At 62.7% G+C, this 24,221-nt stretch carries 26 protein-coding genes; 15 read left to right on the forward strand and 11 right to left on the reverse strand.

The genetic code is table 11. The features are described 5' to 3' along the window. The first annotated feature begins 2 nt into the window (after positions 1-2). From AC4P1R_RS12835 to AC4P1R_RS12850, 4 genes are all read left to right on the forward strand, one after another. Positions 3-593 carry a putative glycolipid-binding domain-containing protein gene (locus tag AC4P1R_RS12835; RefSeq protein WP_069459168.1) on the forward strand — a complete coding sequence of 197 codons (591 nt, stop codon included), beginning with the start codon at positions 3-5 and terminating at the stop codon, positions 591-593. Continuing rightward, positions 593-1,792 (forward strand): phosphoglycerate kinase, encoded by a 1,200-nt coding sequence (locus AC4P1R_RS12840; protein WP_069459167.1) that lies wholly within the window; start codon positions 593-595, stop codon positions 1,790-1,792. Before AC4P1R_RS12835 ends, AC4P1R_RS12840 begins: the two co-directional genes overlap by 1 nt. Positions 1,793-2,019: 227 nt before the next feature. After that, a complete protein-coding gene (locus tag AC4P1R_RS12845) occupies positions 2,020-3,045 on the forward strand; it encodes a class I fructose-bisphosphate aldolase (protein WP_069459166.1) in 1,026 nt (341 codons plus the stop codon). A gap of 171 nt (positions 3,046-3,216) precedes the next feature. Continuing rightward, complete coding sequence (locus AC4P1R_RS12850; RefSeq protein WP_069459165.1) at positions 3,217-4,134, forward strand: PhzF family phenazine biosynthesis protein; 918 nt, start codon at positions 3,217-3,219, stop codon at positions 4,132-4,134. Between the two features lie 108 nt (positions 4,135-4,242). On the opposite strand, the gene AC4P1R_RS12855 is transcribed toward AC4P1R_RS12850, so the two are convergent. Together AC4P1R_RS12855 and AC4P1R_RS12860 are read right to left on the reverse strand one after the other, a co-directional pair. Next, complete coding sequence (locus tag AC4P1R_RS12855) at positions 4,243-6,126, reverse strand: adenylate/guanylate cyclase domain-containing protein (protein ID WP_192803780.1); 1,884 nt, start codon at positions 6,124-6,126, stop codon at positions 4,243-4,245. A 349-nt stretch (positions 6,127-6,475) separates the two neighbouring features. Continuing rightward, positions 6,476-6,631: a hypothetical protein gene (locus tag AC4P1R_RS12860; protein ID WP_106407862.1), complete on the reverse strand. Its 156-nt coding sequence runs from the start codon at positions 6,629-6,631 to the stop codon at positions 6,476-6,478. 180 nt (positions 6,632-6,811) lie between these two features. Here AC4P1R_RS12860 and AC4P1R_RS12865 point away from each other — a divergent pair, with 180 nt between their 5' ends. The 3 genes from AC4P1R_RS12865 (at position 6,812) to rcdA (ending at position 9,227) form a co-directional block, all read left to right on the forward strand. Further along, positions 6,812-8,119, forward strand: a complete 1,308-nt coding sequence (locus AC4P1R_RS12865) for an MFS transporter (RefSeq protein ID WP_069459164.1) — start codon at positions 6,812-6,814, stop codon at positions 8,117-8,119. Next, complete coding sequence (locus AC4P1R_RS12870; RefSeq protein ID WP_069459163.1) at positions 8,106-8,294, forward strand: DUF1192 domain-containing protein; 189 nt, start codon at positions 8,106-8,108, stop codon at positions 8,292-8,294. Before AC4P1R_RS12865 ends, AC4P1R_RS12870 begins: the two co-directional genes overlap by 14 nt. 414 nt (positions 8,295-8,708) lie before the next feature. Next, complete coding sequence (gene rcdA, locus AC4P1R_RS12875) at positions 8,709-9,227, forward strand: protease adaptor protein RcdA (RefSeq protein WP_069459162.1); 519 nt, start codon at positions 8,709-8,711, stop codon at positions 9,225-9,227. 259 nt (positions 9,228-9,486) lie between these two features. Here the strand turns inward: rcdA and rpmE are convergent, their stop codons facing one another. Further along, on the reverse strand, positions 9,487-9,708 hold the full coding sequence (gene rpmE / locus AC4P1R_RS12880; protein WP_069459161.1) for a 50S ribosomal protein L31: 222 nt from the start codon (positions 9,706-9,708) through the stop codon (positions 9,487-9,489). Positions 9,709-9,903: 195 nt separating this feature from the next. Between rpmE and AC4P1R_RS12885 the strand changes: the two genes are divergently transcribed. Further along, a complete protein-coding gene (locus tag AC4P1R_RS12885; protein ID WP_069459160.1) occupies positions 9,904-11,706 on the forward strand; it encodes an ABC transporter transmembrane domain-containing protein in 1,803 nt (600 codons plus the stop codon). A 135-nt stretch (positions 11,707-11,841) separates the two neighbouring features. Here the strand turns inward: AC4P1R_RS12885 and AC4P1R_RS12890 are convergent, their stop codons facing one another. The 5 genes from AC4P1R_RS12890 to AC4P1R_RS12910 form a co-directional block, all read right to left on the reverse strand. After that, positions 11,842-12,873: a peptidoglycan -binding protein gene (locus AC4P1R_RS12890; RefSeq protein WP_069459159.1), complete on the reverse strand. Its 1,032-nt coding sequence runs from the start codon at positions 12,871-12,873 to the stop codon at positions 11,842-11,844. Positions 12,874-12,875: 2 nt separating this feature from the next. After that, entirely contained in the window at positions 12,876-13,979 is a 1,104-nt protein-coding gene (locus AC4P1R_RS12895) for a flagellar motor protein MotA (RefSeq protein ID WP_069459158.1), read from the reverse strand. A gap of 349 nt (positions 13,980-14,328) precedes the next feature. After that, positions 14,329-15,129 (reverse strand): inositol monophosphatase family protein, encoded by an 801-nt coding sequence (locus tag AC4P1R_RS12900; RefSeq protein ID WP_069459157.1) that lies wholly within the window; start codon positions 15,127-15,129, stop codon positions 14,329-14,331. 342 nt (positions 15,130-15,471) lie between these two features. Beyond that, positions 15,472-16,617, reverse strand: a complete 1,146-nt coding sequence (locus tag AC4P1R_RS12905) for a tetratricopeptide repeat protein (RefSeq protein ID WP_492177057.1) — start codon at positions 16,615-16,617, stop codon at positions 15,472-15,474. Between the two features lie 9 nt (positions 16,618-16,626). After that, positions 16,627-17,280: a thiamine phosphate synthase gene (locus tag AC4P1R_RS12910; RefSeq protein ID WP_069459155.1), complete on the reverse strand. Its 654-nt coding sequence runs from the start codon at positions 17,278-17,280 to the stop codon at positions 16,627-16,629. A 103-nt stretch (positions 17,281-17,383) separates the two neighbouring features. Between AC4P1R_RS12910 and AC4P1R_RS12915 the strand changes: the two genes are divergently transcribed. Together AC4P1R_RS12915 and AC4P1R_RS12920 are read left to right on the forward strand one after the other, a co-directional pair. Then, positions 17,384-18,154 (forward strand): sulfite exporter TauE/SafE family protein, encoded by a 771-nt coding sequence (locus tag AC4P1R_RS12915; RefSeq protein ID WP_151611588.1) that lies wholly within the window; start codon positions 17,384-17,386, stop codon positions 18,152-18,154. Between the two features lie 190 nt (positions 18,155-18,344). Further along, complete coding sequence (locus AC4P1R_RS12920) at positions 18,345-18,605, forward strand: ArsR/SmtB family transcription factor (protein ID WP_069459153.1); 261 nt, start codon at positions 18,345-18,347, stop codon at positions 18,603-18,605. Between the two features lie 257 nt (positions 18,606-18,862). Here AC4P1R_RS12920 and AC4P1R_RS12925 read toward each other — a convergent pair whose 3' ends face one another. Then, a complete protein-coding gene (locus AC4P1R_RS12925; RefSeq protein ID WP_069459152.1) occupies positions 18,863-19,036 on the reverse strand; it encodes a YdcH family protein in 174 nt (57 codons plus the stop codon). Positions 19,037-19,247: 211 nt separating this feature from the next. Between AC4P1R_RS12925 and AC4P1R_RS12930 the strand changes: the two genes are divergently transcribed. From AC4P1R_RS12930 to AC4P1R_RS12950, 5 genes are all read left to right on the forward strand, one after another. Then, a complete protein-coding gene (locus AC4P1R_RS12930; RefSeq protein WP_034855051.1) occupies positions 19,248-19,451 on the forward strand; it encodes a YdcH family protein in 204 nt (67 codons plus the stop codon). Positions 19,452-19,535: 84 nt separating this feature from the next. Next, on the forward strand, positions 19,536-20,000 hold the full coding sequence (gene purE / locus AC4P1R_RS12935; protein ID WP_069459307.1) for a 5-(carboxyamino)imidazole ribonucleotide mutase: 465 nt from the start codon (positions 19,536-19,538) through the stop codon (positions 19,998-20,000). Beyond that, a complete protein-coding gene (locus AC4P1R_RS12940) occupies positions 19,997-21,055 on the forward strand; it encodes a 5-(carboxyamino)imidazole ribonucleotide synthase (protein WP_492177058.1) in 1,059 nt (352 codons plus the stop codon). The genes purE and AC4P1R_RS12940 overlap by 4 nt, the downstream gene beginning before the upstream one ends. 168 nt (positions 21,056-21,223) lie before the next feature. Then, positions 21,224-21,349, forward strand: a complete 126-nt coding sequence (gene ykgO / locus AC4P1R_RS12945; RefSeq protein WP_034855034.1) for a type B 50S ribosomal protein L36 — start codon at positions 21,224-21,226, stop codon at positions 21,347-21,349. Between the two features lie 88 nt (positions 21,350-21,437). Then, complete coding sequence (locus AC4P1R_RS12950; protein WP_492177059.1) at positions 21,438-22,049, forward strand: hypothetical protein; 612 nt, start codon at positions 21,438-21,440, stop codon at positions 22,047-22,049. Positions 22,050-22,189: 140 nt separating this feature from the next. On the opposite strand, the gene pyk is transcribed toward AC4P1R_RS12950, so the two are convergent. Further along, a complete protein-coding gene (pyk, locus tag AC4P1R_RS12955; RefSeq protein ID WP_069459149.1) occupies positions 22,190-23,629 on the reverse strand; it encodes a pyruvate kinase in 1,440 nt (479 codons plus the stop codon). Next, positions 23,629-24,066 carry a DUF1036 domain-containing protein gene (locus AC4P1R_RS12960; RefSeq protein WP_069459148.1) on the reverse strand — a complete coding sequence of 146 codons (438 nt, stop codon included), beginning with the start codon at positions 24,064-24,066 and terminating at the stop codon, positions 23,629-23,631. Before AC4P1R_RS12960 ends, pyk begins: the two co-directional genes overlap by 1 nt. Positions 24,067-24,221 lie beyond the last annotated feature (155 nt).

The raw sequence follows: 24,221 nt of genomic DNA on the forward strand, positions 1-24,221 counted from the left end.
CGATGTTCCGGGCCCTTTCCTCAACGACGGTACGCTGGCGTCCGCTCGAGGGGGAGGGGCTCGAGCATCTGACACTCAGAGCTTCGAATGCATCTTTCGGCGCGGCAATACGCGCCGAAAGCGTCGTAATCGGCGAGCGCGATAGCGTGGCTTATGGGGTGCGCTATCGGATCGACTGCGATGCCGGCTGGCGCGTGACCGCATTGACGGTCGAGACGATGGACGGGCGCAGCCTGCACCTGCTGTCCGACGGCAGCGGCCATTGGCGAACGGCCGAGGGTGCCGCCCTCCCCCGCTTCGACGGCTGCATCGACGTGGACCTTGCCGGCACGCCCTTCACCAACACTCTGCCGATTCGCCGGCTGGGACTCGACAGCCGGTTCGGTACCGTGACGCTCAGGATGCTCTATGTGCCCTTCGACACGTTCGAACCGAGCGTCGACGGACAGCGCTATACCTGCATTGAAGACGGCAGGCTGTATCGCTACGCGGCGGACGATTTGAGCTTCACCGCCGACCTGCCGGTCGACGAGGACGGCCTCGTCATCGACTATCCCACTCTTTTCGGAAGACTATCACCGGAGACCATCTGATGACTTTCAAGACTCTCGACGATCTCACCGACATCGCCGGCAGGCGCGTGCTCGTGCGCGTTGACCTCAACGTACCGGTCAAGGACGGTCAGGTGACCGACACCACGCGTATCGAGCGCGTTGCGCCGACCATCCGCGAGCTCTCCGAAAAAGGGGCCAAGGTCATCCTGCTCGCCCATTTCGGCCGCCCGAAGGGTGAGCCGGTTGCCGAGATGTCGCTGAAGGCGATCGCGCCCGCGGTCGAGGAGATCCTCGACCAGCGCGTCGCCTTCGCCGCCGACTGCATCGGCGACAAGGCCGCCAATGCGGTCGCCGACATGAACGACGGCGATGTGCTGCTTCTCGAGAACACCCGCTTCCACAAAGGCGAAGAAAAGAACGATCCAGCCTTCGCCGCCGCCCTTGCCGCCAATGGCGATCTCTATGTCAACGACGCCTTCTCCGCCGCCCATCGCGCCCATGCCTCGACCGAAGGCTTGGCACACCATCTTCCCGCCTATGCCGGCCGCACCATGCAAGCCGAACTCGAGGCGCTCGAAAAGGGACTCGGCAATCCGAAGCGCCCGGTCGTTGCCATTGTCGGCGGCGCCAAGGTCTCCACCAAGATCGACCTCCTGCAGAACCTGGTGAAGAAGGTCGATGCCCTGGTCATCGGCGGCGGCATGGCCAACACCTTTCTGGCCGCCCAGGGCGTAAACGTCGGCAAGTCGCTCTGCGAGCACGATCTTGCCGAGACGGCAAAGGCGATCCTCGCTGCGGCATCCGCCGCCGGCTGCGCCATCGTGCTGCCGGAAGACGGTGTCGTCGCCCTCGAGTTCAAGGCTGGTGCCGAGCACGAGATCGTCGACGTCGCGGCTATCCCCGCCGATCGGATGATGCTCGACGTCGGGCCAAAATCCGTCGCCGCCATCAATGACTGGATTTCGCGCGCCGAAACGCTCGTCTGGAACGGACCGCTCGGCGCCTTCGAAATCCCCCCCTTCGACAAGGCGACGGTCGCCGCGGCCAAGCACGCCGCCTCGCGCACCCGACAGGGCTCGCTCGTATCCGTTGCCGGCGGCGGCGACACGGTCGCAGCCCTGAACCATGCGGAAGTCGCCGAGGACTTCACCTATGTCTCGACTGCTGGCGGGGCCTTCCTCGAATGGATGGAAGGCAAACCGCTGCCGGGCGTCGATATCCTGCATCGACAAAAGTGACAGCAGCCGTCCGACCCGGGCACGAGGCTCGGGTCGGAATAATTCCAAATGTTTCAAACGATTAAAATTATTTAAATCGTTTTAGCCCGTTTTACTGCCATTTTCCCGCACAGTATCTTCTGTTAACGCGCCGTCGCTCGGCAGCGCGGAACCGTCTCGTGCGCCGAGCCAGAACGTGTTTCATTCGCTGCTCCGCCGATGATCGGCGCTGTGTGTAGGAGAACAAGATGAGCGAAAGACTGGAAGATATTGCGGTTGCCATGGTTGCCAATGGCCGGGGCCTGCTCGCAGCCGACGAGTCGACCGGGACGATCAAGAAGCGCTTCGACGGCATCGGACTGGAATCCACCGAAATCTCGCGCCGCGACTATCGCGAAATGCTGCTGCGATCCGACGAGGCAATGCGCGACTATATCTCCGGCGTCATTCTCTATGAGGAGACCCTGTTCCAGAAAGCCGCCGATGGCACGCCGCTCGTCGAGGTCATCAAGAACGCCGGCTCGATCCCCGGCATCAAGGTCGACACGGGCGCCAAGCCGATGCCCTATTTCCCCAGCGAAACGATCACCGAAGGCCTGGATGGTCTCGCCGGCCGGCTAGCCAAATACCATCAAGCCGGCGCCCGTTTCGCGAAGTGGCGCGGCGTCCTCGCCATTTCCGAGGCGCTTCCGACCTGGGGTGCGGTCAAGGCTAATGCGCACGCCCTCGCGCGCTATGCCGCGCTTTGCCAAGAAGCCGGGATCGTGCCGATCGTCGAACCGGAAGTGCTGATGGACGGCGCCCCCGGCGATCACTCGATCGAGCGCTCGGAAGAAGTAACCGAATGGGTGCTTCGCACGGTCTTCGAGGAGCTCGGCGACGCACGGGTCAAGCTCGAGGGCATGATCCTGAAGCCGAGCATGGTGATAGACGGCAAGAAGGCGCGCAAGGCCTCGGTCGAGGACGTCGCCGAACGCACGATCAAGGTGCTGAAGCGCACGGTGCCCGCCGCGGTCCCCGGCATCGCCTTCCTCTCCGGCGGCCAGTCGACGGAAGAGGCAACCGCCCATCTCTGCGCCATGAACACCGCGCACGACCTGCCATGGAAACTCACCTTCTCCTACGGCCGGGCGCTGCAGCAGGAGGCGCTCAAAGCCTGGAGTGGCAAGGCGGAAAACGTCGCCGCCGGTCAGCGCGCCTTCACCCATCGCGCTAAGATGTGCAGCCTCGCCGCCAAGGGCAGTTGGAAGAAGGATCTCGAACAGGCCGCTTGAGCGGCACCAGTTTAGAGGGGAGAGAGGAGCAGGCCCGGCGTCAGCAATGTCGCCGGGCTTTCTCGTGCGCGAAGCGGGCCCACGAAAATTGTCCGGGTGACAACTCCGCTGTTTCGGCAGGCACAGCCGGAATCTACAGCTTAATCATCGCCGATTGAATCCAGGGCCTCCATGACAAGCATCTCCTTTATCACCGTCGATGTCTTCACGTCTGAGCGCTTCGCCGGAAACCAGCTTGCCGTCATCCCCGACGCGCGAGGCCTGAGCGACGCTCGGATGCAGGCGATCGCCGCGGAGTTCGGCTATTCCGAAACCAGCTTCGTCCTGCCGCCCGAAAGCGCTGAGAATACCGCTCGGGTGCGCATCTTCACGCCGACGAGCGAGGTGCCCTTTGCCGGGCATCCGAATGTCGGCACCGGCTTCGCGCTCGGACGTCAGGAGGAAATCTTCGGCAAGAGGCCGGGCGAGCATCTGCATTTTGAGGAGAAGGCGGGGCTTGTCGAAGTCACCCTGCAGCGCAAGGACGGTATCGTCAGCGGCGCACGCATTGTTGCCCCGAAACCACTCGCCGTCGGGCCCGAGATCGACACGGCGACCGTTGCGGCCTGTGCCTCGCTCGATCCCGATGCCTTGAGCGACCGCCATCACGTACCGGTGCGCGTCTCCGTCGGCCTCGCTTTCACCATCGCCGAGATCGGGGACATCGATTGGCTTTCGAAGGCGCGGCCGAATGTCAGCGCCTTTGACGCGGCGAACGCCCGCTATCCGCTGGCAGAGGACTCGTTCAGCCTGTTTCTCTACGCCCGCACCCGCGAGCATCCCTGGCGCATTCGCGCCCGCATGTTTGCGCCGCTCGACAATGTCATTGAGGATCCGGCGACGGGAAGCGCCTCGGCAGCGCTCGGCGCCTACCTCGTTTCGCGCCTGCCGGACGCGGATGCCGAAGTTGAGCTCACGATCGAGCAGGGCGTTGAAATGCGACGCCGCAGCCTGATCACGGTCAGCGTCAGCAAGAAGAGCGGCATTCTCGGTAAGGTCGGCGTCTCCGGCGACTGTGTCATTGCCATGCGCGGATCGATCGACATTTGACGCCTACAGCGCCGCGCGTCCTATTAGACGCGCAAAGCACGGCGCTGTAACATCCGCGGGTCTTGTCGGATGCGCAGAGGTCGCTTTGTCTTTGGGATCAAGGTCGATCTACGGAGACATCAAGCAACCGGCGACTGAGTCGAGGAGGCTGCGGAAGCGTGGATGGTCGCGAATGGCATCGAGGTCGGAATCCTGCTTGAACCAGAGCAGATGATAGCCGGAGCTCTGGGGGACGACCGCCTCAAGCAGGTCGAGTGCGCGCTCGCACTCGCCAACGAGCGAACAGACGCAGGCGAGGTTGTATTGCGCGACGAGGTCCTCGGGATCGATCGCGAGAGCGCGCGCCGCCCATTCCTTCGCCCGCTCCACTTCGCCGAGATGTGCGAGCGCCAGCGCGCCGCGATGCGCCGGGCCGGAGTTCTCCGGATGCTGCTCCAGCGCCCGTTCGGCTCGCTCGATGCCTGTCCGCGCCCAGCGCCGCCGCTCCGGCTCCGCGCCGAGTGCGCGGTAGCAGGTCATCAAGTGGATCGGTGAAAGATAGTCGTCCGGCCGAATCTCCGCGGCGCGCGTGAAGAACTCGGCCGCCTCGCCAAACCGTCCCTGCATGAAAAGATATCGGCCGTAGTGGAAATTGGCCTCGTAAAGCGACGGGTCGAGCGCCAGTGCCTGACGGAGCTCGCGCCCGGCTTCCTCGGTTTGCCCGTCCTGATGCAGCGCCATTCCGCGAGAAGCATGGGCCTCGGCGAGATGCGGATCGAGCGACAGCGCCCGGGCGCTCATATCGAGGATGCTTTCGAGCGGAAAGTCCTTTTCGTGCCAGTCCCTGATCGCGCATTCGCAATCGGCGATGCCGGCATAGGCTCGGGCATAGTTCGGATCGAGCTCGACCGCCTTCAGGAACATCCGGCGCGCCAGCAGCATGTAGGCGCGCGTCCAGGCATGCGAGAACTGACGGCCGCGCAGGTAATAGGTATAGGCCTCGACCGAGGTGGTCGGATCGCTCTCGATCGCCTTCTTTTCTTCCGGCAGGAGTTTGATCCTGAGCTGGTTGACGATCGCATGGGTGATCTCGTCCTGAATGGCAAAGATATCCGTCAGATCGCGATCGTAACGGTCGGCCCACAAATGTCCACCGGTGTGCGCGTCGATGAGCTGACCGGTGATGCGCACCCGCTCGCCCACCTTGCGCACACTGCCTTCCAGGATGTAGCGCACGCCGAGTTCATGGGCGATCTGCTTGATCTTCACCGCCTTGCCTTTGTAGGTGAAGACGGTGTTGCGCGCGACCACATGCAGCTGCGAAATCTTCGACAGGTCTGTGATGATGTCCTCGGTGATCCCGTCGGAGAAATATTCCTGCTCCGGATCGTGGCTCATGTTGGTAAAGGGCAGGACCGCGATCGACAGCTCATAGCCGCTGTCGACCGGCGGAGCCTCCGACTCCTGTCCCGCGGCGCCGTCGCCGAGAACAACGGTATAGACGCGGATATTCGGAGCGATGTTTTTCAGGCTGAACTCGCCCCTGTCGACAAAGCCGAGAGTGAGCCGCGATCCGATCTGGTCGCGCACCGATGCGGAAACCGCGATACCGGAGGGATCGGCAAGCCCTTCGAGGCGCGCGGCCACATTGACGCCATCGCCGAATATGTCGCCGTCCTCGACGATCACGTCGCCGAGATGGACGCCGATCCTGAGTTCGATACGCCGGGTTTTCGCCAGGCCGAGGTTCCGGTCGAGCATGCCCCGCTGGATCTCCGCGGCACAGGCGACCGCATTCACGACGCTCGAAAATTCCACCAGTATACCGTCGCCGGTCAGCTTGACGATACGGCCCCGGTGCTCCTCGATCTTCGGCTCCACGAATTCGCGGCGATGCCGTTTCAGCGCAGCCAGGGTTCCCGCCTCATCGGTTCCCATGAGGCGGCTGTAGCCCACGACGTTGGCTGCGAGGATTGCGGTCAGGCGGCGTTCCAAGAGAGCCTCGATATCCATCTTCTGGCGGAGCACGGTAATTTAACCTTTTCTTGCCATCCTGTCCCGCGGAGACTTTCATCCGTTGCGGCGCTGCTGCTTCCAGGGCACAAGGCACCGGCAGCGCTTCCAAACGCGGCGTGGCCCAAACGATAGCCCAGCCGCAAAAGCTGAGCTGTTTCAAAAGGAACGCCGTCGCGCCAGCCCGAGGCGGCACGCTCCACGCAGGCGGAGGAGGGACGAGTGCGGTCTGCCTATGGTGCTATCGCGGCGAGGCAGATATTCATGGGTTTACCCACGATTATCTCTTGGATTCCTCAGCTTTCCCGCACGTTCTGATCGCAGAAACGCGGAATATTTCTTAACCTGCTTAGGGCCTCACGAGCACCGTGATCATCATGACCGCGATGGCGAAGACGGCAATTTTCCAGAAATCCCGACGCTGCCTGAGCCCCGGATATCCGAGCGGCTTGATGAGCTGCACGCACATGGCGAGGAGCAGCAGTAGCGCCAGTATTTTCGACATTCGTTCGGCCCGGAGAATTCTGCAGCCGCAGGGTCTGCGTCATACGGCTGTCACTTTTCGTCGCATAGAGGGCTATTGTTTTCGCCGCCGATTTGCAATGACCGGCAGAGACGAATCCAGCCGGCAAAGCGTCGTGTCCTGCCGCGACTTGCCGGTACCAGAACCACTTTCGGATATATCATGAGAAAGAACCTGCTTCTTCCCATCGCCGCGCTCCTGCTGGGCACCCTCTTCCTCTTCCTCGGGAACGGGCTGCACAGTCTGCTCCTGCCTGTGCGCGGCACGGCGGAAGGATATCCGACCGTTGTTCTCGGCCTGCTCGGCACATCCTGGGCCTCCGGCTTCGTCCTTGGCTGCTTCTTCGCGCCGAATGTGGTCAAGCGCATCGGCCATGTCCGCGCCTTCAGTGTCTTCACCGCGCTGATCGCGATCATCGCGCTGATGACCGGGGTAATGGTCGATCCGGTCTCGTGGGTCGTGCTCAGGGCGGTTACCGGCTTTTCCACCGCCGGTACGTCGATGATCATCGAGAGCTGGCTGAACGAACGCGCCACGAACGAGAGCCGCGGCGTGATCTTTTCGCTCTACATCGCGATCACGCTCGTCGGTGTCGTGGGCGGCCAGATGATGATCCCCTTCGGAGAAACGTCGACGACCTTCTTCTTCATGATCTGCGGTATTCTCTATTGCGTCGCCATGCTGCCGACATTGCTGTCGAAGGCCGCCACGCCGCAGCCGCTCCAGCAGGTTCGGCTCGATCTTCGCGGCCTTTATCGCAATTCACCGGTTTCTTTCCTCGGTATCCTGCTGGTCGGCATCGCCAACGGAGCCTTCGGCACGCTCGGCGCGGTGTTCGGGCGCCAGGCCGGCCTTTCCGACAGCACGGTCGCCATGATGATGAGCGTCGCGATCTTTTCGGGCGCAGTCATGCAATTGCCGGCCGGCCGCATCTCCGACCGGGTCGACCGCCGCTATGTGCTGGCCGTCCTCGCCGGCGTCGGAGCCTTGGCGGGACTCCTGCTCTTCCTCTTCGAACCGGGCCAGGTCTGGATCGTGCTGACGATGATCGCCATCTACGGCGCCGCCGCCAACGCGCTCTATCCGATCGCCGTATCCCACGCCAACGACTTCGCCACGGCCGAGGACTTCGTCAAGGTCTCGGGCGGCCTCTTGCTGCTCTATGGGATCGGTACGATCATCGGCCCGACGATCGGCGGACCGGTGATGACCGCAGCGGGACCCTATGGCCTCTTCATGATCACCGCCGCAGCGCATATGCTGATCTCCGCCTATGCGATCGTCCGCAGCCGCCGTCGCGCACCGGTGCCCGTCGCCGAACGCGAGACCTTCTCGCCGGTCAATGCCGGCACGGCGACGACGCCCGAAAGCCTGCAGCTCTCGCCGCGGGCGGCACCGCTGGACGAGCCGCAGGAGGATGCCGACTGCATGGTGGAAGACCAGGAGGAGAAAGAGAATGAGCCTGTTTGACGACGATCAGCCGAAGAAGAAACCCATCCACGAGATCGGCAGCGATCTGTCCCAACTCTCGGTCGATGAGCTGAGTGCGCGCATCGCGCAGCTGAGCGAGGAAATCGCCAGGCTAGAGGCCGAACGCACCCGCAAATCGGCAAGCCGCTCGGCCGCCGAGGGCCTCTTTCGTTAATCGGCGCATGCTGCAGCGCCCGCACGTCTTTACGGACGGGACGCCTCGGAATGGGATCGATTTAACAGCACATTAATCATTTTCTGCGATTGTCCGAGCATCCGGCTCGTTCCGGACTCAGACATGTTTCACCGACTGGCGAATGGGTCTGACTTTTCTCCCTGTTTTACCTTGAGAGCCGCTCCGTGCGGCTCTTTTTTTGTTCGCGCCTACAGCGCCGCGCGTCTGAAAAGACGCGCGGCGCTGTAGAAATTTCAAAGAATTGTGGAGATTAACCCTTTCTTAAGAATACCCTTGCGCGGAATGCGGTATCAGATCATTCTTCCGGCAAGAGAGGGGCCAAGGAAACTTTTCCCACGGCCTCACCGTTACCTGACCGTTGTGATGCGTTTGAACCAGGGATAGAGACAGGCCATGTCCGAGAGAGGATTGAATACCGTCAGTTTCGCGGGACATGCTGCGTCCTCGGCGCAGTTCAAGGCCCTCTACGCGGAAGGCATGGGGCTTGTCGAGGAAACCGCAAGCTATCTCGACGGGCCGGGTCGGTCGGCCTCCAAGGTTCTGCCGCGCATGGCCTCCGTTCTCTATGCGGCCGAGTCGATGCGGCTGACCACACGGCTGATGCAGGTGGCCTCCTGGTTGCTCCTGCAGCGCGCCGTCAACAATGGCGAGATGAGCCGCGACCAGGTGATGTCGGAAAAGAGCAAGGTTCGCCTCGACAGCTTCAACGTCGATCGCAGCGCTCCCGGCTGGAACGATCTTCCGGATGCGTTTCGCGATTTGATCGAACGTTCGCTGCGCCTGCAGAACCGTGTCGCACTGCTCGACCGCGAGATCTACCGTCCGCAGGAAGCTTCCGCCTTCGTCCCGGACAACCAGAACGGCGTCAAGGCGCAGATCAAGCTGCTGCAGACCGCCTTCGGCACCAACTGACATCGCTCTCTTTTGCTTGAGCTTTGAGCGCGGCCTACTGCATGTCTCCTTTGATCGACCTCGATTAAAGGACAAAGACATGCAGCAATTCAAAGTGCTACAGCGACCTTTGCGCGTCTGAAGATACACCCGGCGCTGTAGCGCCGGGTGTATCTTTGCGGCGATGCGTGGCCGGGCGCAGGTCATCCAATCGCTGCAGCCCCCAAAACAAAAAAACCCGGCGCTAGGCCGGGCTTTTTTGTTGCCAGTCGGTGAAGACTTAGAGACCGAGGCCTTCGAAGCGCTTCTTGAACTTGGAGACGCGGCCACCGCGGTCGACGAGCTGCTGATTGCCGCCAGTCCAGGCCGGATGCGACTTTGGGTCGATTTCCAGGTTCATCGTCGCACCTTCCGTACCCCAGGTCGAGCGGGTTTCGTATTCGGTGCCGTCGGTCATAACCACCTTGATAACGTGGTAGTCGGGATGGATGTCTGCCTTCATAACAATCTTCCTAGAGTTCCGGGGTCCAATTGTCGCAAGGCATTGCGACAATTTGACCGAACACGTAAATGAAGCCGTAGACCGCTCTGGCCACGGCTTCCCAATTCGATGCCGTGCCTATACATGAAGGTCTTCGGGATAACAAGTGCCGAGCGGAAGACTTATCGACCCTCCGTGACAGGCGAAGGGGGTCACGTGGCAACACAAGAAAATCAGCCGTCATCGACAAAATCCATCCGTCCCCTGGTGACAGTCCTGCCCTATGTGCGGCGGTACCGCCGCTTCGCGGTCGGCGCGGCGATCTCGCTGACTATTGCCGCAGTGACCACGCTGACGCTGCCGCTAGCCGTTCGCCGGATGATTGATCACGGCTTCTCCAGCTCCGATGTCGCGTTCATCAACACCTATTTCTCCATGCTGATGGTGCTGGCGATCGTCCTCGCGCTAGCGAGCGCCGCCCGCTACTATTTCGTCATCTCGCTTGGCGAACGCATCGTCGCCGATCTCCGGCGTGAGGTTTTCTCGCGGGTGACGAGGTTATCGGCGGCATTTTTCGACGTCAACCAGTCCGGCGAGATCGTGTCGCGCCTGACGGCGGATACGACCCAGATCAAGTCGGCGGTTGGCGCTACCGCGTCCGTTGCGTTGCGCAATCTCATCCTCTGTCTCGGCGCCGTTGCCATGATGGTCTATACGAGCCCAAAGCTCTCGAGCCTCGTGCTTGCCGCCATTCCGCTCATCGTCTTTCCAATCGTCGGCTTCGGACGCTCCGTCCGCCGCCGTTCCCGGGAGGCGCAGGATACGCTCGCCGCCGCATCGGCCTATGCCGGCGAAGCGATTGCCGCCACCCGCACGGTTCAGGCCTTCAACGGCGAGGAAAGCGCCAATCGGCGTTTCGGCACCGCCGTCGAGAACGCTTATCGCGCCGCCCGGTCTGCAGTCCGGGCGCGCGCCGCGCTGACCGCCTTCGCCATTGCCATGGTTTTCGGCAGCGTCGTGGCGGTGTTGTGGTTCGGCGCGCGGGACGTCCTCAATGGAACGCTCTCGGCGGGCACGCTCAGCCAGTTCCTGCTCTATTCGGTCTTTGCCGCTGGCAGCCTGGGTGCACTTTCCGAGGTCTGGGGCGAGCTCTCCCAGGCCGCCGGTGCCGCCGAGCGCCTGCGCGAGCTCCTGACGGAAGTCCCGCAAATCCGCGCGCCCGAACATCCGGCCGCAATGCCTACGCCGGCCAAGGGCGCAATCGCCTTCGCCGATGTCCACTTCGCCTATCCGGCGCGTCCGGATTACAAGAGCCTCAGGGGCCTAAGTTTCGCGGTCGAGCCGGGCGAGACCGTGGCCATCGTCGGCCCCTCCGGCGCCGGGAAGAGCACCGTCTTCTCGATGCTTTTGCGCTACTATGATCCGACCAAGGGCACCGTTTTGGTCGATGCGACGGACGTCCGCACGGTCGATCCGAAGGACTTGCGCGAGCGCTTCGCCATCGTGCCGCAGGACGTGACGATCTTCGCCGCATCCGTCCACGACAACATCTCCTTTGGCGCGCCGGACGCGAGCCGCGAAGCGGTCGTTTCCGCTGCAGTTGCCGCCCAAGCGGACGAATTCATCACCAGGCTCGATCGCGGCTACGATACGATGGTCGGCGAGCGCGGCATCACGCTTTCCGGCGGCCAGCGCCAGCGCATCGCCATTGCGCGGGCAATCCTCAGAAACGCGCCCATCCTGCTTCTCGACGAGGCGACCTCCGCGCTCGATGCGGAGAGTGAGAAGCTCGTGCAGAAGGCGCTCGATGGGCTGATGCAGGAACGAACCACCCTCGTCATTGCCCACCGCCTCGCGACGGTGCTCAAGGCGGACCGCATCCTCGTCATGGAAAATGGACGCATCGTCGAGGAAGGCACCCACGCCTCGCTGATCCATCAGGGCGGGCTCTATGCCAAGCTCGCGCGCCTGCAGTTCGACCATGGGGCGGAGGGTCTTTTTGTCGCCGCTCGGCAATAGGCGCGATCTTCAAAGGGTCTTCCCTTCAGCCTCGACCGGAGAAGCGGCCACGGCCGCTGCGGCGGATCGCCTCGGCTTCGGGCCCGAGCACTTCTTGCGCGCACGTCAAGGTCAGTTCAAGCAGGTGCTTTGTGCCTATTTCTCGGTGAGCTTGAGTTCGATGCGGCGGTTCTGCGCCCGTGCCGCCAGGCTCTCGCCCTCGGCGATTGGCTGATACTCGCCGAAGCCGGCGGCGACCAGCCGGTCGGCCGGGACGCCCCTGGATATCAGGAATTTGACGACCGAAGTCGCGCGCGCCGACGAGAGCTCCCAGTTGTCGCGGAAGCGCCCGGTTCCGGACAGGGGAACATTGTCCGTGTGCCCGTCGACGCGAAGAACCCAGTTTATCTCCGAGGGAATCTCCCTAGCGAGGTCGAGCAGCGCCGTGGCGAGCTTAGTCATCTCCGCCTGCCCTTCGGGATTCAGGTCGCTGCTGCCGGAAGAAAACAGCACCTCCGACTGGAAGACGAAGCGGTCACCGACGATGCGGATGTTTTCGCGGTCGGACAGAATTTCTCTCAAGCGCCCGAAGAAGTCGGATCGATAGCGGTTCAGCTCCTGCACCCGTTGTGCGAGCGCAACGTTGAGCCTGCGGCCGAGATCGGCGATCTTCGCCTGCGAAGCCTGATCCTTCGCCTCGGAGGCCTGGAGGGCACCCTCGATGGCGGCAATCTGGTTGCGCAGTGCCGCGATCTGCTGGTTCAGCAGTTCAATCTGACTCATCGCCCTTGCGCTGATCTGCCGCTCGTTCTCGAGCTCGGATCCCAGCCGCCCGAGCTTTTCGCTGGCGACTTCGGCACTACCGGCGCCCTTGTCCAGCAGTGCCTGCAGGCGCGAACGCTCGCCCTCGGACTGCGCCAGCGATGCCTGGAGATTGGCAAGTGAATCCTCCAGATCCTGCTTGCCGCTCTTTTCGAGGGCAAGCAGCTGCGTCAGCTCGTTGATCTGGCTGTTCAGACGGTTCAGCACCTCGTCCTTGCCGCTGATTTCCCTGCCGAGCAGAAACTGCGCCAGTACGAAGACGCTGAGCAGGAACATGATCGCCATGAGCAAGGTCGACAGCGCATCGACGAAGCCCGGCCAGTAATTGATCGCCCGCGCGTTGCGGCTTCTTCTGGCGAGTGCCATGATCAATCACCCCCATCGTCGCGGTGGCTGATCTTCGGCTGCGACAGCGCCTTCTCGCTGTTGACGGCAATCCGATCCGCCTGTCCGATGCGCGAGGTCAGCTTGTCCAGCGTCTTGCGCATGGATTTCGCCTCCTCCTGCTGCGCCTCGATCCAGTCGCGCAGCATCTGCTGCTCGCCGCGCATGTTCTTGACGAGACCCTGGATGCCTTCCGCCAGGCTCGCCATCGCGGCCGTCGTGCGCTGGTTCACGCCGCCGTCGTGGGCGATGCGGGCGATCTGATCCGTCAGGCGCCGCAATTCCTCGACCGGCGCGCCGTCGAAGGCCTCGACCGGGGCGGATACGCCGTGGCTGACATCGGTCACTGACGACAGCCAGTTTTCGAGTTCCGTGTAGAAACGGTTCTGCGCCCGGCCAGCCTGCAGGTCGAGGAATCCAAGGATCAGCGAACCGGACAAGCCGAACAGAGAGGCCGAGAAAGCGGTCCCCATGCCGGTCAGCGGCGCCGACAGACCGCTTTTCAGCGACCCCAGGAGATCTTCCGTGCTGCCGCTACCCGCATCCAGCGACTGGATGACCGTGTTGATCGAACCGATCGTGCCGAGCAAGCCCCAGAAGGTGCCGAGCAGGCCGAGAAACACGAGAAGGCCCGTGAGATATCGGGTGGTGTCGCGCGACTCGTCCAGGCGCGAAGCAATGGAATCGAGGATAGACCGGAGAGCGACGGTCGAGATACCGCTGCCGTGGCGCTCGCCAATCAGCGCCCGCATCGGCGCAAGCAGCACCGGATCGCGTCCGACCTTGGCGGCGCTGCCGGCGGCGCGGAACGAATTGAACCAGCGCACCTCCGGCCGGAGGCTGAGGACGTGGTTGAATGCGAGCAGAATGCCGATGAGCAGAACGCCGAGGATCAGCCCGTTGAGCCCGGGATTGCCGAGGAAAGCGTCACGCGCCTGACGGAAGAGGATAGCGGCGACGAAACCGACGATGACCAGGAAAATGGCCATCGTCCAGAAATAGGGCATCGGGCTCGAAAGCTTGCGCGGGTTGTAATTTTCCTCCGCGCCTTCCCGGTCACGCCAGCCAGACAGGTTCAATGTCGTCATATGTATGCCAGTCTCCCGGTTTGCGGCAACGCCCACCTTGTCACTGCCAGGTGGAGATCGCCGCAACACTCTGATTCGCCGGATCATTCTCGAAGCGATCGCGACCCGAAGACGTGATGCCACGGCGAGCCCGAGGCCATCGGTTACTGGGCCGGAGACTAGTGTAACTTTGCGCCGAATTGAAGGGAAAACAAGATGTTCTACGAACTATAACCGGCGGCAGCAGATTCTGACCGCTCCGATGAGCCCAAGTCACTGCCGCTGGTATTGCGAAACTATTGAGACATAAACGGCGGCGGCCGCGGCGGCGGGCATTACTCGGGCAGCTTCCGCCTTCTGCACCATCTGGTTATTTGATGGGGACCGGGCGGCGAATGACCTCGCCCAAAGCCTTGGCGATATATTCGTTACCGCAGACGATGGAGCCATCCTCCAAGGGCCTGTTGTCGCCGTTGGCGTCGGTCACCCATCCGCCGGCCTCGCGAATTAGCAGCACCCCGGCCGCGATATCCCAGGCGGCCAGATCGCGTTCCCAATAAGCGTCGAAGCGCCCGGCGGCCACATAGGCGAGATCCAGGGAAGCGGAGCCGAAACGGCGGACGCCGACGACCTCGCCCATGACATGGCGAAGTTCGACCAGATACTTGCCGTGGTTGCCGCGGCCGAGATGCGGCGTGCCCGTGGCGACAACGGCATCGGAGAGGTTGCGGCGGGCGCCGACCCGCAGGCGCCGGTCGTTGAGGAAGGCGCCGCCGCCGCGCTCCGCGGTGTAGAGTTCATCCGTGGCGGGGTTGAAGACGACTCCGCCGACGATCTCGCCCTGGCGCTCCAGCGCGATCGAAACGGCAAAATGAGGAATGCCGTGCAGAAAGTTGGTGGTGCCGTCTAGCGGATCGACGATCCAGCGGTGGGCGCCGTCGGTGCCTTTGATCTCCTCACCCTCCTCGCCGAGGAAACCATAGGTCGGGCGCGCCTTCAGGAGTTCATCGCGGATGACCCGCTCGGCCTTGCGATCGGCCTGGGAAACGTAGTCGCCGGGGCCCTTCAGCGACACCTGCAGGTTCTGCACCTCGCCGAAATCGCGTGCCAGCGACTTGCCAGCCTTGAAGGCGGCCTGAACCATGACATTGAGGAGGGCAGAACGGGCCATCGGATGATCCTCTGAAACGAAGCCGGCCGAACATCCCGGCCGTAGATTGAACCTGCTTCACGGCCGCGCCTCCAAAAGCACTGCGCGCCCTGTCGGACGTGCCCAGGATAGGTGCGATGCCGCCGTCAAAAAACCGAGTGAGAGATCACTCGTCCGCGGGAAGATGATGGATGGGGCAATCCGCGGATAAACCGCGGGTTCAAGACCACAAAAGACCCGGAATTTCAAGTGAAATAGACGGCGTCGATGAAGAACGCGCACCCACGCGCATCGGCCTGACACTCGCACCGGATTTTCGCTCGAAAAGCACGATGCGTAGCTGACGTACGGCGTCCTTTGTGGTTATGACGAACGGAACCTGTTCGCCGCCGCGAGCGCCGACTTCTGCTGCTCTTCGGTGATGCCAAGATAAAAATCCTCGAGCGTGTCGTCCTTGAGACCCGCCCGGCGAGACAGCACGTACCACTTGGCCGCCTCGACCGGATCCGGGCGGGTGCCGATGGCATTGACGTAAAGATGCGAAAGCCGGTTCTGCGCGACGACGTTGCCGCCTTCGGCCGCCCGCTTCATCCAGGCGAAGCCCTCCTCAAGATTACGATCGCCGGCGATGCCCTCGATCAGCCAGATGGCGATGTCGAGCTGTGCCGTATCGTAGCCGGCGCGGGCGGCCCGCATCAGCCATTCGCGCGCTCGCGCACGCTTGGTTTCGTCGATGCCGTCGACATTGAGATAGATCTGCGAGAGCGCATATTGCGCGTCGGCGATCCCCTGCTCGGCGGATTTCTCGTAATAGGGCATTGCCGCTTTGAGCCCTCTCGGGCCCGGCATGTCAGCCACCAGCGTCTGTCCGTAATTGAATTGCGCGGAGGCATTGCCGAGATCGGCCGCCTTCTTCATCAGCGCCTCAGATCCTTTGCGGTCGCGTTCGACGTAGCGTCCCTCCATGAGCATCAGGGCGTATTTGAACATGGCGGCGGGGTCGCCGTTTCCGGCCGCCTGGCCGTACCAGAAGGCCGCCTCCTTGGGGTCGCGCGCAACGCCGAGGCCCTGCTCGAGAATCGAAGCGACGAGCGTCTGCGCGGCAGGGTCGCCAAGCTGGGCCCGCGGCAGGGCAAGATCCATGGCCGTCAGGTAATAACCGCGCTGAAAGGCGCCATAGGCCTCGTCGATCTTGCCGGTGAAGGGCTTCTCCTCTGGAAGCGCCGGCAGGTCGGCGCCCATGCGGTCGATGACATTTACACCCTTGGAAGGTCCTTTGCCTTTGCCGTCGCCGGTCTCCGGCTTCGCCGGATTGCCATTGGGTTCCTTCGCCCCCTCGAGCGGCGCGGCGCCGTTGAATGGCGTGATCCGCCCGCGCTTCGGGACGCTTCCCTCCTCGGCGGGATCCTGGGGCGTCGGCTGCGCGGCCCACGACGGCAGGGCCGCCGGGACAATAGCCGCCAACAAGGTCACGGCTAGGCTGGATCTCAATAGGAAACGGCTCAGCATCCGCACGTCTTAATCTTCGAACCGTGGCGCTTTTTCGTCAAGCAAGGCGTTGACGGCAGCAACCACGGATGGCGCCTGCGCCGGATCGGCGAAGACTGCAAGGCGAAGCGCGACGAACTCGGCGCCCGTCTCGGCAACCGCCAGCGCCGATTGCGGGTCCGCACCGCCCATGACCACGCAGGGAATTTCGATCATCGACGCCCACCATTCTGCGAGTGCCAGGTTTTTCGGATGCGCCTCGGGCTTGATGTCGCCGTCGGTGCGACCAAAGAAGACGTAGTCCGGCCTGAGTTCGCCGATCTCAAGTGCATGGTGGCGGTCGGTAGCATTGCCGCCGCCGACGATCATCTTCGGCGTGTGCCGCTCGATCGCCTCGGATAGCGCATCCGCACCGCCCGGTATGTGAATCCCGTCCGCCCTGGCGCGGCCGGCCACCCGCGTATCGCCGTCGATGAGCGCCGCGGCACCCGCCTCCTGGATCACCGGCACGAGCGCCTCGGCGTGTTTCTGGAAATCGGTCTCGTTAAGGCCATACTGCGGCACGATCACCGAGGCAACGTCGCCGCCCTTCAGCGCATCAGCAAGCACTCTCGCTTGTTCGGCGATGTCCGGGATGTCCGGCGCGACCAGAACGAGGCGGCAGCGGTTTTCGATTTTGCTCATGGGTCCGTTCCTGGCGGCGTGCTTCCCCGCGAGCGGAAGCCGGGTCTCGATTTCGTTCGGGAAAACCGATAGACGGAGATGACCAAAGGATCAACCGTCGCCCATGCTTCCCGATCTCGACTTCTATCTCGTTGCCATCCCGGCAGTTCTGCTCGTCGGCCTCAGCAAGGGCGGCATGGGGGAAGCGTTGTCGCTGATGGGCGTGCCGATCCTCTCGCTCGCCGTTTCACCGATCGAGGCCGCGGCGCTGCTCCTACCGATCCTGATCGCCATGGACATGGTCTCCCTGTGGTTCTGGCGCAAGCACGGCGACCGCAAGACGCTTTTCATGCTGCTGCCCGGCGCTGTCGTCGGCATCGCGGTCGGCTGGGCAACCGCCGCGCATGTGCCGCGGGACGCGCTACGGCTGATCATCGGACTGATCACCGTCGTGTTTGTGCTGCGATATGCCTATATGGTCTGGCGGAGCCGCAGCGGCGCACCGATCCAGCCCAAGCCACACCGCCGGGGCCCTGCCGCGCTCTGGGGAAGCTTCGCCGGTTACGGCAGCTTCGTCGCCCATGCCGGCGGCCCGCCTTTCCAGATCTACGCCCTGCCGCTGAAGCTCGACCCGCGCGACTATACCGGGACCATCGTGCGCTTCTTCGCCACCCTTAATGCGGTGAAACTCATTCCCTATTTCGCCCTCGGGCAGCTCGACCTCAGCAATCTTGCCACATCGGCAACGCTTTTCCCGCTGGCCATGACCGCGACCGCCTGCGGCGTATGGATCGTACGCAGAATGAAGGCGCAGGTCTTCTATCCTTTCATGTATGCGATGGCATTCTTCGCCGGCTGCAAACTTGTCTGGGACGGCCTCTTGAGCCTGCTCTGATCGAGGGCCGCTCCTGCATGTCTCTTCGATCGACTTCGAAGTCGGTGTGGTGACATGCAGCGTCTTCAACTTGCTCCGGTCAAATCTTTGTGCTTGCGATGGCGCGCAGGTGATGCTGCAAAGCAACAGCAATTGCCGCGCTGCACAATCTCTCTTGCCGCACTGCAGAAATTCGCCTAACGTCGCGCCCATGACCATCGCGGACCCATTCGATGCCATCGCGGACCCGAACCGGCGCTATCTGCTGGAGGAACTGCGGCGTGCGCCGAGGACTGTCAACGAGCTTGCAGAGGGGCTGCCGATCAGCCGCCCGGCGGTTTCGCAGCATCTGAAGGCGCTGCTCGATTGTAATCTTGTGTCGGTTTCGACGAGCGGCACGCGACGAATTTATGCCATCAACAGGCCGGGATTCGATCGGCTCAATCTCTGGCTCGACCAGTTCTGGTCCTGAGCCAGAGAGATCCGGAGCGCCTTAGAGCGCACCGAGCTATCCGAGAATCGTATCCGATTCTCGGATAGGTCGATGCGCAGACTCAAAGAGTTGCAGCGACCTTTGCGCTTCTGAAAGACGCGCGGTGCTGTGAGGCAGACCGGGCCGAAAGCCCGGTCGACTGTCAGTTTCATCCGTTTTGGGATTGGTCTTGACCTTGCCGCCGCCGGGCGGTGGGTGCGATACGCCCCGCGACTGGACGGCAAAAGCGTCCGCGATCAGTGGGTCGCGGAACGGAGTCTTTCGATTTCGTCCTTGATGCGCAACTTCCGCCGCTTGAGTTCGCTGATCAACTCGTCCTCGCAGGAGGGAGAGTTGAGAGCCTCGTGGAGCTCCTCTTCCAGGGCGCCATGCTTTTTCTCAAGCGTTGCAAGATGAGCCTCAATGGTCATTGGCAAGTCCCTTCCTTTTGCTTGCATCCGGCACGCAAATGCCGGATCTTCCATGGTTGAAACCTTACTACTGTGCCATGCCATTTTTCATTTGTCGAAGGCGAAATGATGACGTCGGATAACTTCCCGTCACGGCCAAAGATGTGATAGAGCGGCGCAGGAAGAATACCGGATCGTGACTCGCGACCGGGCTCATGGGGATCGTATTCGCATGCCGGACCAGGACCAGGCCGAACTCAGACTAACCATAGCGCGCCTGAGACAGGAGCATGAAGATTATGACGTGGCGATCAACGCGATGATCGAAACCGGCTGCGACGCCTTGCGCATCCAGCGCATGAAAAAGAAGAAGCTGGCGATCAAAGACAAGATCACCAAGATCGAAGACCAGATCATCCCCGATATCATTGCCTGAGACACCGTCATTACCTGTAGACCAATCGCCTGAAACGGACCCGACAGAGTGACAGAAGCCACGACCCCGCCCGTCGCCATCATCATGGGAAGCCAGTCGGACTGGGAGACGATGAAGAATGCGGCAGATACGCTCGAGGCGCTCGACATCGCCTACGAAGCCCGCATCGTTTCCGCGCACCGCACCCCCGATCGCCTGGTCCGTTTTGCCAAGGGCGCCCGCGACGAAGGGTTCAAGGTCATCATCGCAGGTGCCGGCGGAGCCGCGCATCTTCCCGGCATGTGTGCCTCAATGACGCCGCTGCCGGTCTTCGGCGTTCCGGTACAATCGAGGGCTCTTTCCGGCCAGGACAGCCTGCTGTCGATCGTGCAGATGCCCGCCGGCATCCCGGTCGGCACGTTGGCGATCGGCAAGGCCGGCGCCGTCAATGCCGCCCTGCTCGCTGCCGCCGTGCTTGCGCTCAGCGACGAGGACCTCGCCGACCGCCTGGACGACTGGCGTGAACAGCAGACAGTTTCGGTTGCCGAATATCCGGTGGACGAGGAATGAAGACCATCGGCATTATCGGCGGCGGCCAGCTTGGCCGCATGCTTGCCATGGCCGCTGCCCGGCTGAATTTCCGCACGCTCGTCCTCGAACCGCAACCGGACTGTCCGGCCGCTCAGGTCGCAAACGCCCAGATCGTCGCCGCCTATGACGATCCGCGGGGCCTCGATGAACTCGCCGAGGCCTCGGACCTGATCACCTATGAATTCGAGAACGTCCCCGTCTCCGCGGCCGAGCGGCTTCTTCAATCGCGGCCGGTCTTTCCACCGCCCAGGTCCCTTGAAGTGGCGCAGGACCGGCTGCTTGAGAAGCGCTTCATCAACGCCTGCGGCATCGCTACGGCCCGTTTCCACGCCGTCGACAGCCAGGCCGATCTCGAAGTCGCCCTGGCCGATTTCGGCGGCACCGGCGTTCTGAAGACCCGGCGTCTCGGCTATGACGGCAAGGGCCAGCGCGTCTTCCGCTCCGCCGGAGACGATCCGTCCGGCGCCTTTGCCGCGCTCGGCGGGGTGCCGCTCATTCTCGAAAGCTTCGTGCCCTTCGAGCGGGAAATCTCGATCATCGCGGCTCGCGGTACTGACGGCGCAATCGCCTGTTTCGACCCGGCGGAGAACGTGCATCGTAACGGCATCCTTCACACCTCCACCGTACCGGCGGCGATCGACCCCTCGACGGCTGAAGCCGCCCGCCAGGCAGCAACCGCCATCCTCGACGCACTCGGCTATGTCGGCGTGATCGGCGTCGAATTTTTCGTGCTTGCCGACGGCAGCGTCGTCGCCAACGAAATGGCGCCGCGCGTTCACAATTCCGGCCACTGGACCGAAGCCGCATGCGTCGTATCGCAGTTCGAGCAGCACATCCGCGCCATCGCCGGCCTGCCGCTTGCGGACGCGTCGCGCCACACCGATTGCGTCATGCAGAACCTGATCGGCGATGACATTGCCGAAGTCTCTCACCTGCTCGCCGAACGCGACGTGCTGGTCCACCTCTATGGCAAGACCGAGGCGCGCCCGGGTCGCAAGATGGGGCATTTTACCCGGCTCCTCCAGCCTCGCTAGCCACAGGATTGCGCGGAAGGGGCGGCAAAATCCCTCCTACCGCGGTTGACAGGCCAGGGGCGACACGGTATGTGCCTGCCTACTTGAAGAGCGCGCTTTCCGGCGCGCTTTTGATTGTTGGAATTACCGGGCGAATTTTCGTTCCCCGAAACCTGCGGATCAGGAAAAATGAAGATCAAGAATTCGCTCAAGTCGCTGAAGGCCCGCCACCGCGAAAACCGTCTCGTTCGCCGCAAGGGTCGCGTCTACATCATCAACAAGCTGAACCCGCGCTTCAAGGCACGCCAGGGCTGAGGCCCCGCGGAGGCCGCTCGCCTGTCCGTCGGTCGCTTCACTGGTCCCTTGATTTTTTGATTTTGATCTTGCGCCATGGCGGGCTACGATGTCCGCCATGTGCATTTTTATGACTTCAATTCTGGCATTTTTCGCACTGGCCGTTTGGACCACGTCCGGAACGCCGCTCCTGGCTGCCGAAGCTTTGCCGCAACCGGAGACGGCCAGTCTCGCAACACCGGAGCAGCAGCTCGATTCCCTCTTTGCCGAACTGAAGAAAGAGCGCGAGGAGGATCGGGCACGGGACATCGCAAACCGCATTCGTCAGCAATGGCAGGACTCCGGCAGCGCGACCGTCAACCTGCTCATGCAATGGGCGGACAAGGCAATCGCCGACGACAAGAAGTCGATGGCGCTCGACATCCTCGACCAGGTCATCGTTCTCGCCCCTAACTATATTGAGGGCTGGAACCGTCGCGCCACGCTGCATTACCAGATGGGCAATTTCCGGAAGGCGATGTCGGACGTCAGCCACGTGCTTGCACTCGAACCACGGCATTTCGGCGCCCTCGCCGGCATGGCGTCCATGCTTGAAGATGCCGGCAAGAGCGAGCTCGCCCTGCGCGCGTGGCAGCAGTTTCTCGATATCTACCCTTCCGATCGGAAAGCGCAGGAACAACTCGGCGAGCTGGCTGAAAGGCTCGCCGGCAGCCGGACCTGAAGGCGCGGCGCAGGTTCAAAGAGTTGCAGCGACTTTTGCATGTCTGCAACACGCGCGACGTTATGGGAGGACGAAAGAACTCGCAGCAAACGCGCTTGCAAGGAGCGAGAGCCGGGGGCTCTCGCCTTAGCAGCGGCGGCTCAAACGCCGGTCAAACCGTCCGCGTTGATATACGCAATACGCAGCATGTTGGTGGCGCCCGGCGTTCCGAGCGGCACACCGGCGGAGATGATGATGCGGTCACCCGGCGTGGCGAAGCCCTCGGTAACGGCGATGCGGCAGGCACGGTTGACCATGTCGTCGAGATCCTTGGCATCTTCGGTGACGACGCAATGGAGCCCCCATACCACCGAGAGACGCCGGGCCGTTTCGACGATCGGCGAAAGGGCGATGACCGGAACTTGCGGGCGCTCGCGCGCGGCACGCAAGCCCGTGGCGCCGGAGGAGGTGTAACAGACGATCGCGGAAAGATTGAGCGTTTCGGCGATCTGGTGGGCGGCAAGCGAAATAGCGTCGGCGCCGGTTGCCTCCGGCGGCGTTCGCTGGGCGTAGATGATGCCCGAATAGTGCGGGTCGCGCTCGACGTTGCTCGCGATCGAAGCCATGGTCCTAACCGCTTCGATCGGATATTCGCCGGAGGCGGATTCGGCCGAGAGCATCACCGCGTCGGCCCCTTCGAACACCGCGGTCGCCACGTCCGACACTTCCGCGCGCGTCGGCACTGGCGCCGAGATCATCGATTCCAGCATCTGGGTGGCGACGACCACCGGCTTGCCGGCGCGACGGCAGGCGCGCGTCAACTGCTTCTGAAGTCCGGGAACGGATTCGAGCGGCATTTCGACACCGAGATCACCACGCGCCACCATCAGCGCATCCGACAATTCGATGATCTCGTCGATGCGCTCGATCGCCTGCGGCTTCTCTATTTTCGACATCAGCCCGACGCGGCCACGTGCGATCTTGCGCACCTCGGCCAGATCCTCCGGACGCTGGATGAAGGAGAGCGCTACCCAGTCGACCTGTCCCGTTGCCAGTACAGCGTCGAGATCGGATCGGTCCTTATCCGTCAGCGCGCCGACGCCGAGCAGCGTATCGGGCAGGCTGACGCCCTTGCGGTCCGAGATCTTCGTGCCGGAAACGACGGTGGTCACGATGCTGTTGCCGTCGGTTCTTTCGGCGCGCAGGTGCAGTTTGCCGTCGTCGATCAGCAGGCGATCGCCAGGCTTCACCGCCTGGAGGATCTCCGGATGCGGGAGGTGGACGCGCGTGTTGTCGCCGGGGACGTCCTTGTTGTCGAGCGTGAAGGTCTGGCCGATCGAGAGATCGACCTTGCCTTCGGCGAACTTGCCGACGCGCAGCTTTGGGCCCTGCAGGTCGGCAAGAATTCCGATCGGACGGCCGCAACGCACTTCGACGGCGCGAATCCGCGTGATCAACGTACGCATGACTTCGTGGCTGGCATGGCTCATGTTGATGCGGAACAGGTCAGCCCCCGCCTCGTGCAGTTTCTGAATTGTCTGCTCCTCGGCCGATGCCGGTCCGAGCGTGGCGAGAATTTTGACTTTTCTGTTCCGTCTCATCAATTCTGGCTTTCCTGCGTACCGGGCGTATCGGAAAGCTGAACCATCCAGCTTCCCTGCCGCCCTGTGTCGTATTCCTTGAATCCCATGCGCTGGAAGCCGCGTGCATAGCAGTCCTCAACGCCGACGATCTTGAACTCGTTTTCCGCGACGCACATGTTGACGTCGCCCGTCCAGCGGCCGCCCTTGGCCGCGTCTTCCGCGTAGAGATAGTAGTAGCGCGACTCTAGTTCGCCCTCGATCAGGGTGGCGCAGGTCGTTGCCGGCACCTGCCACCAACCCTCCGTTACCCAGCCTTCCTTCGCGCGATAGCCGATCGCCACTCCGACCAGGGTCTGAGTGCCGTTGCAGACGCGAAAGTCGGCCCGCGCCTCGCCAGCAAACAGGAACGAACCGGAAATCGCCACGGAAAACAGGAGGACGGCTCCCAACGACATCGGCCCCGGTTTCACTTTGGATAAAGGATGTCTGAACACGGCTTCCTGCGGAACTCCGTTTTGATTTGCGTGGCACTTTCTTGCGACGGCCAGCCCTGAAAGTCAACGCAACTCTAATCGATTATATTTGCCCTTCATGTGACAGAAGGTGCCGA

Source organism: Sinorhizobium sp. Y406 (assembly GCF_058732025.1).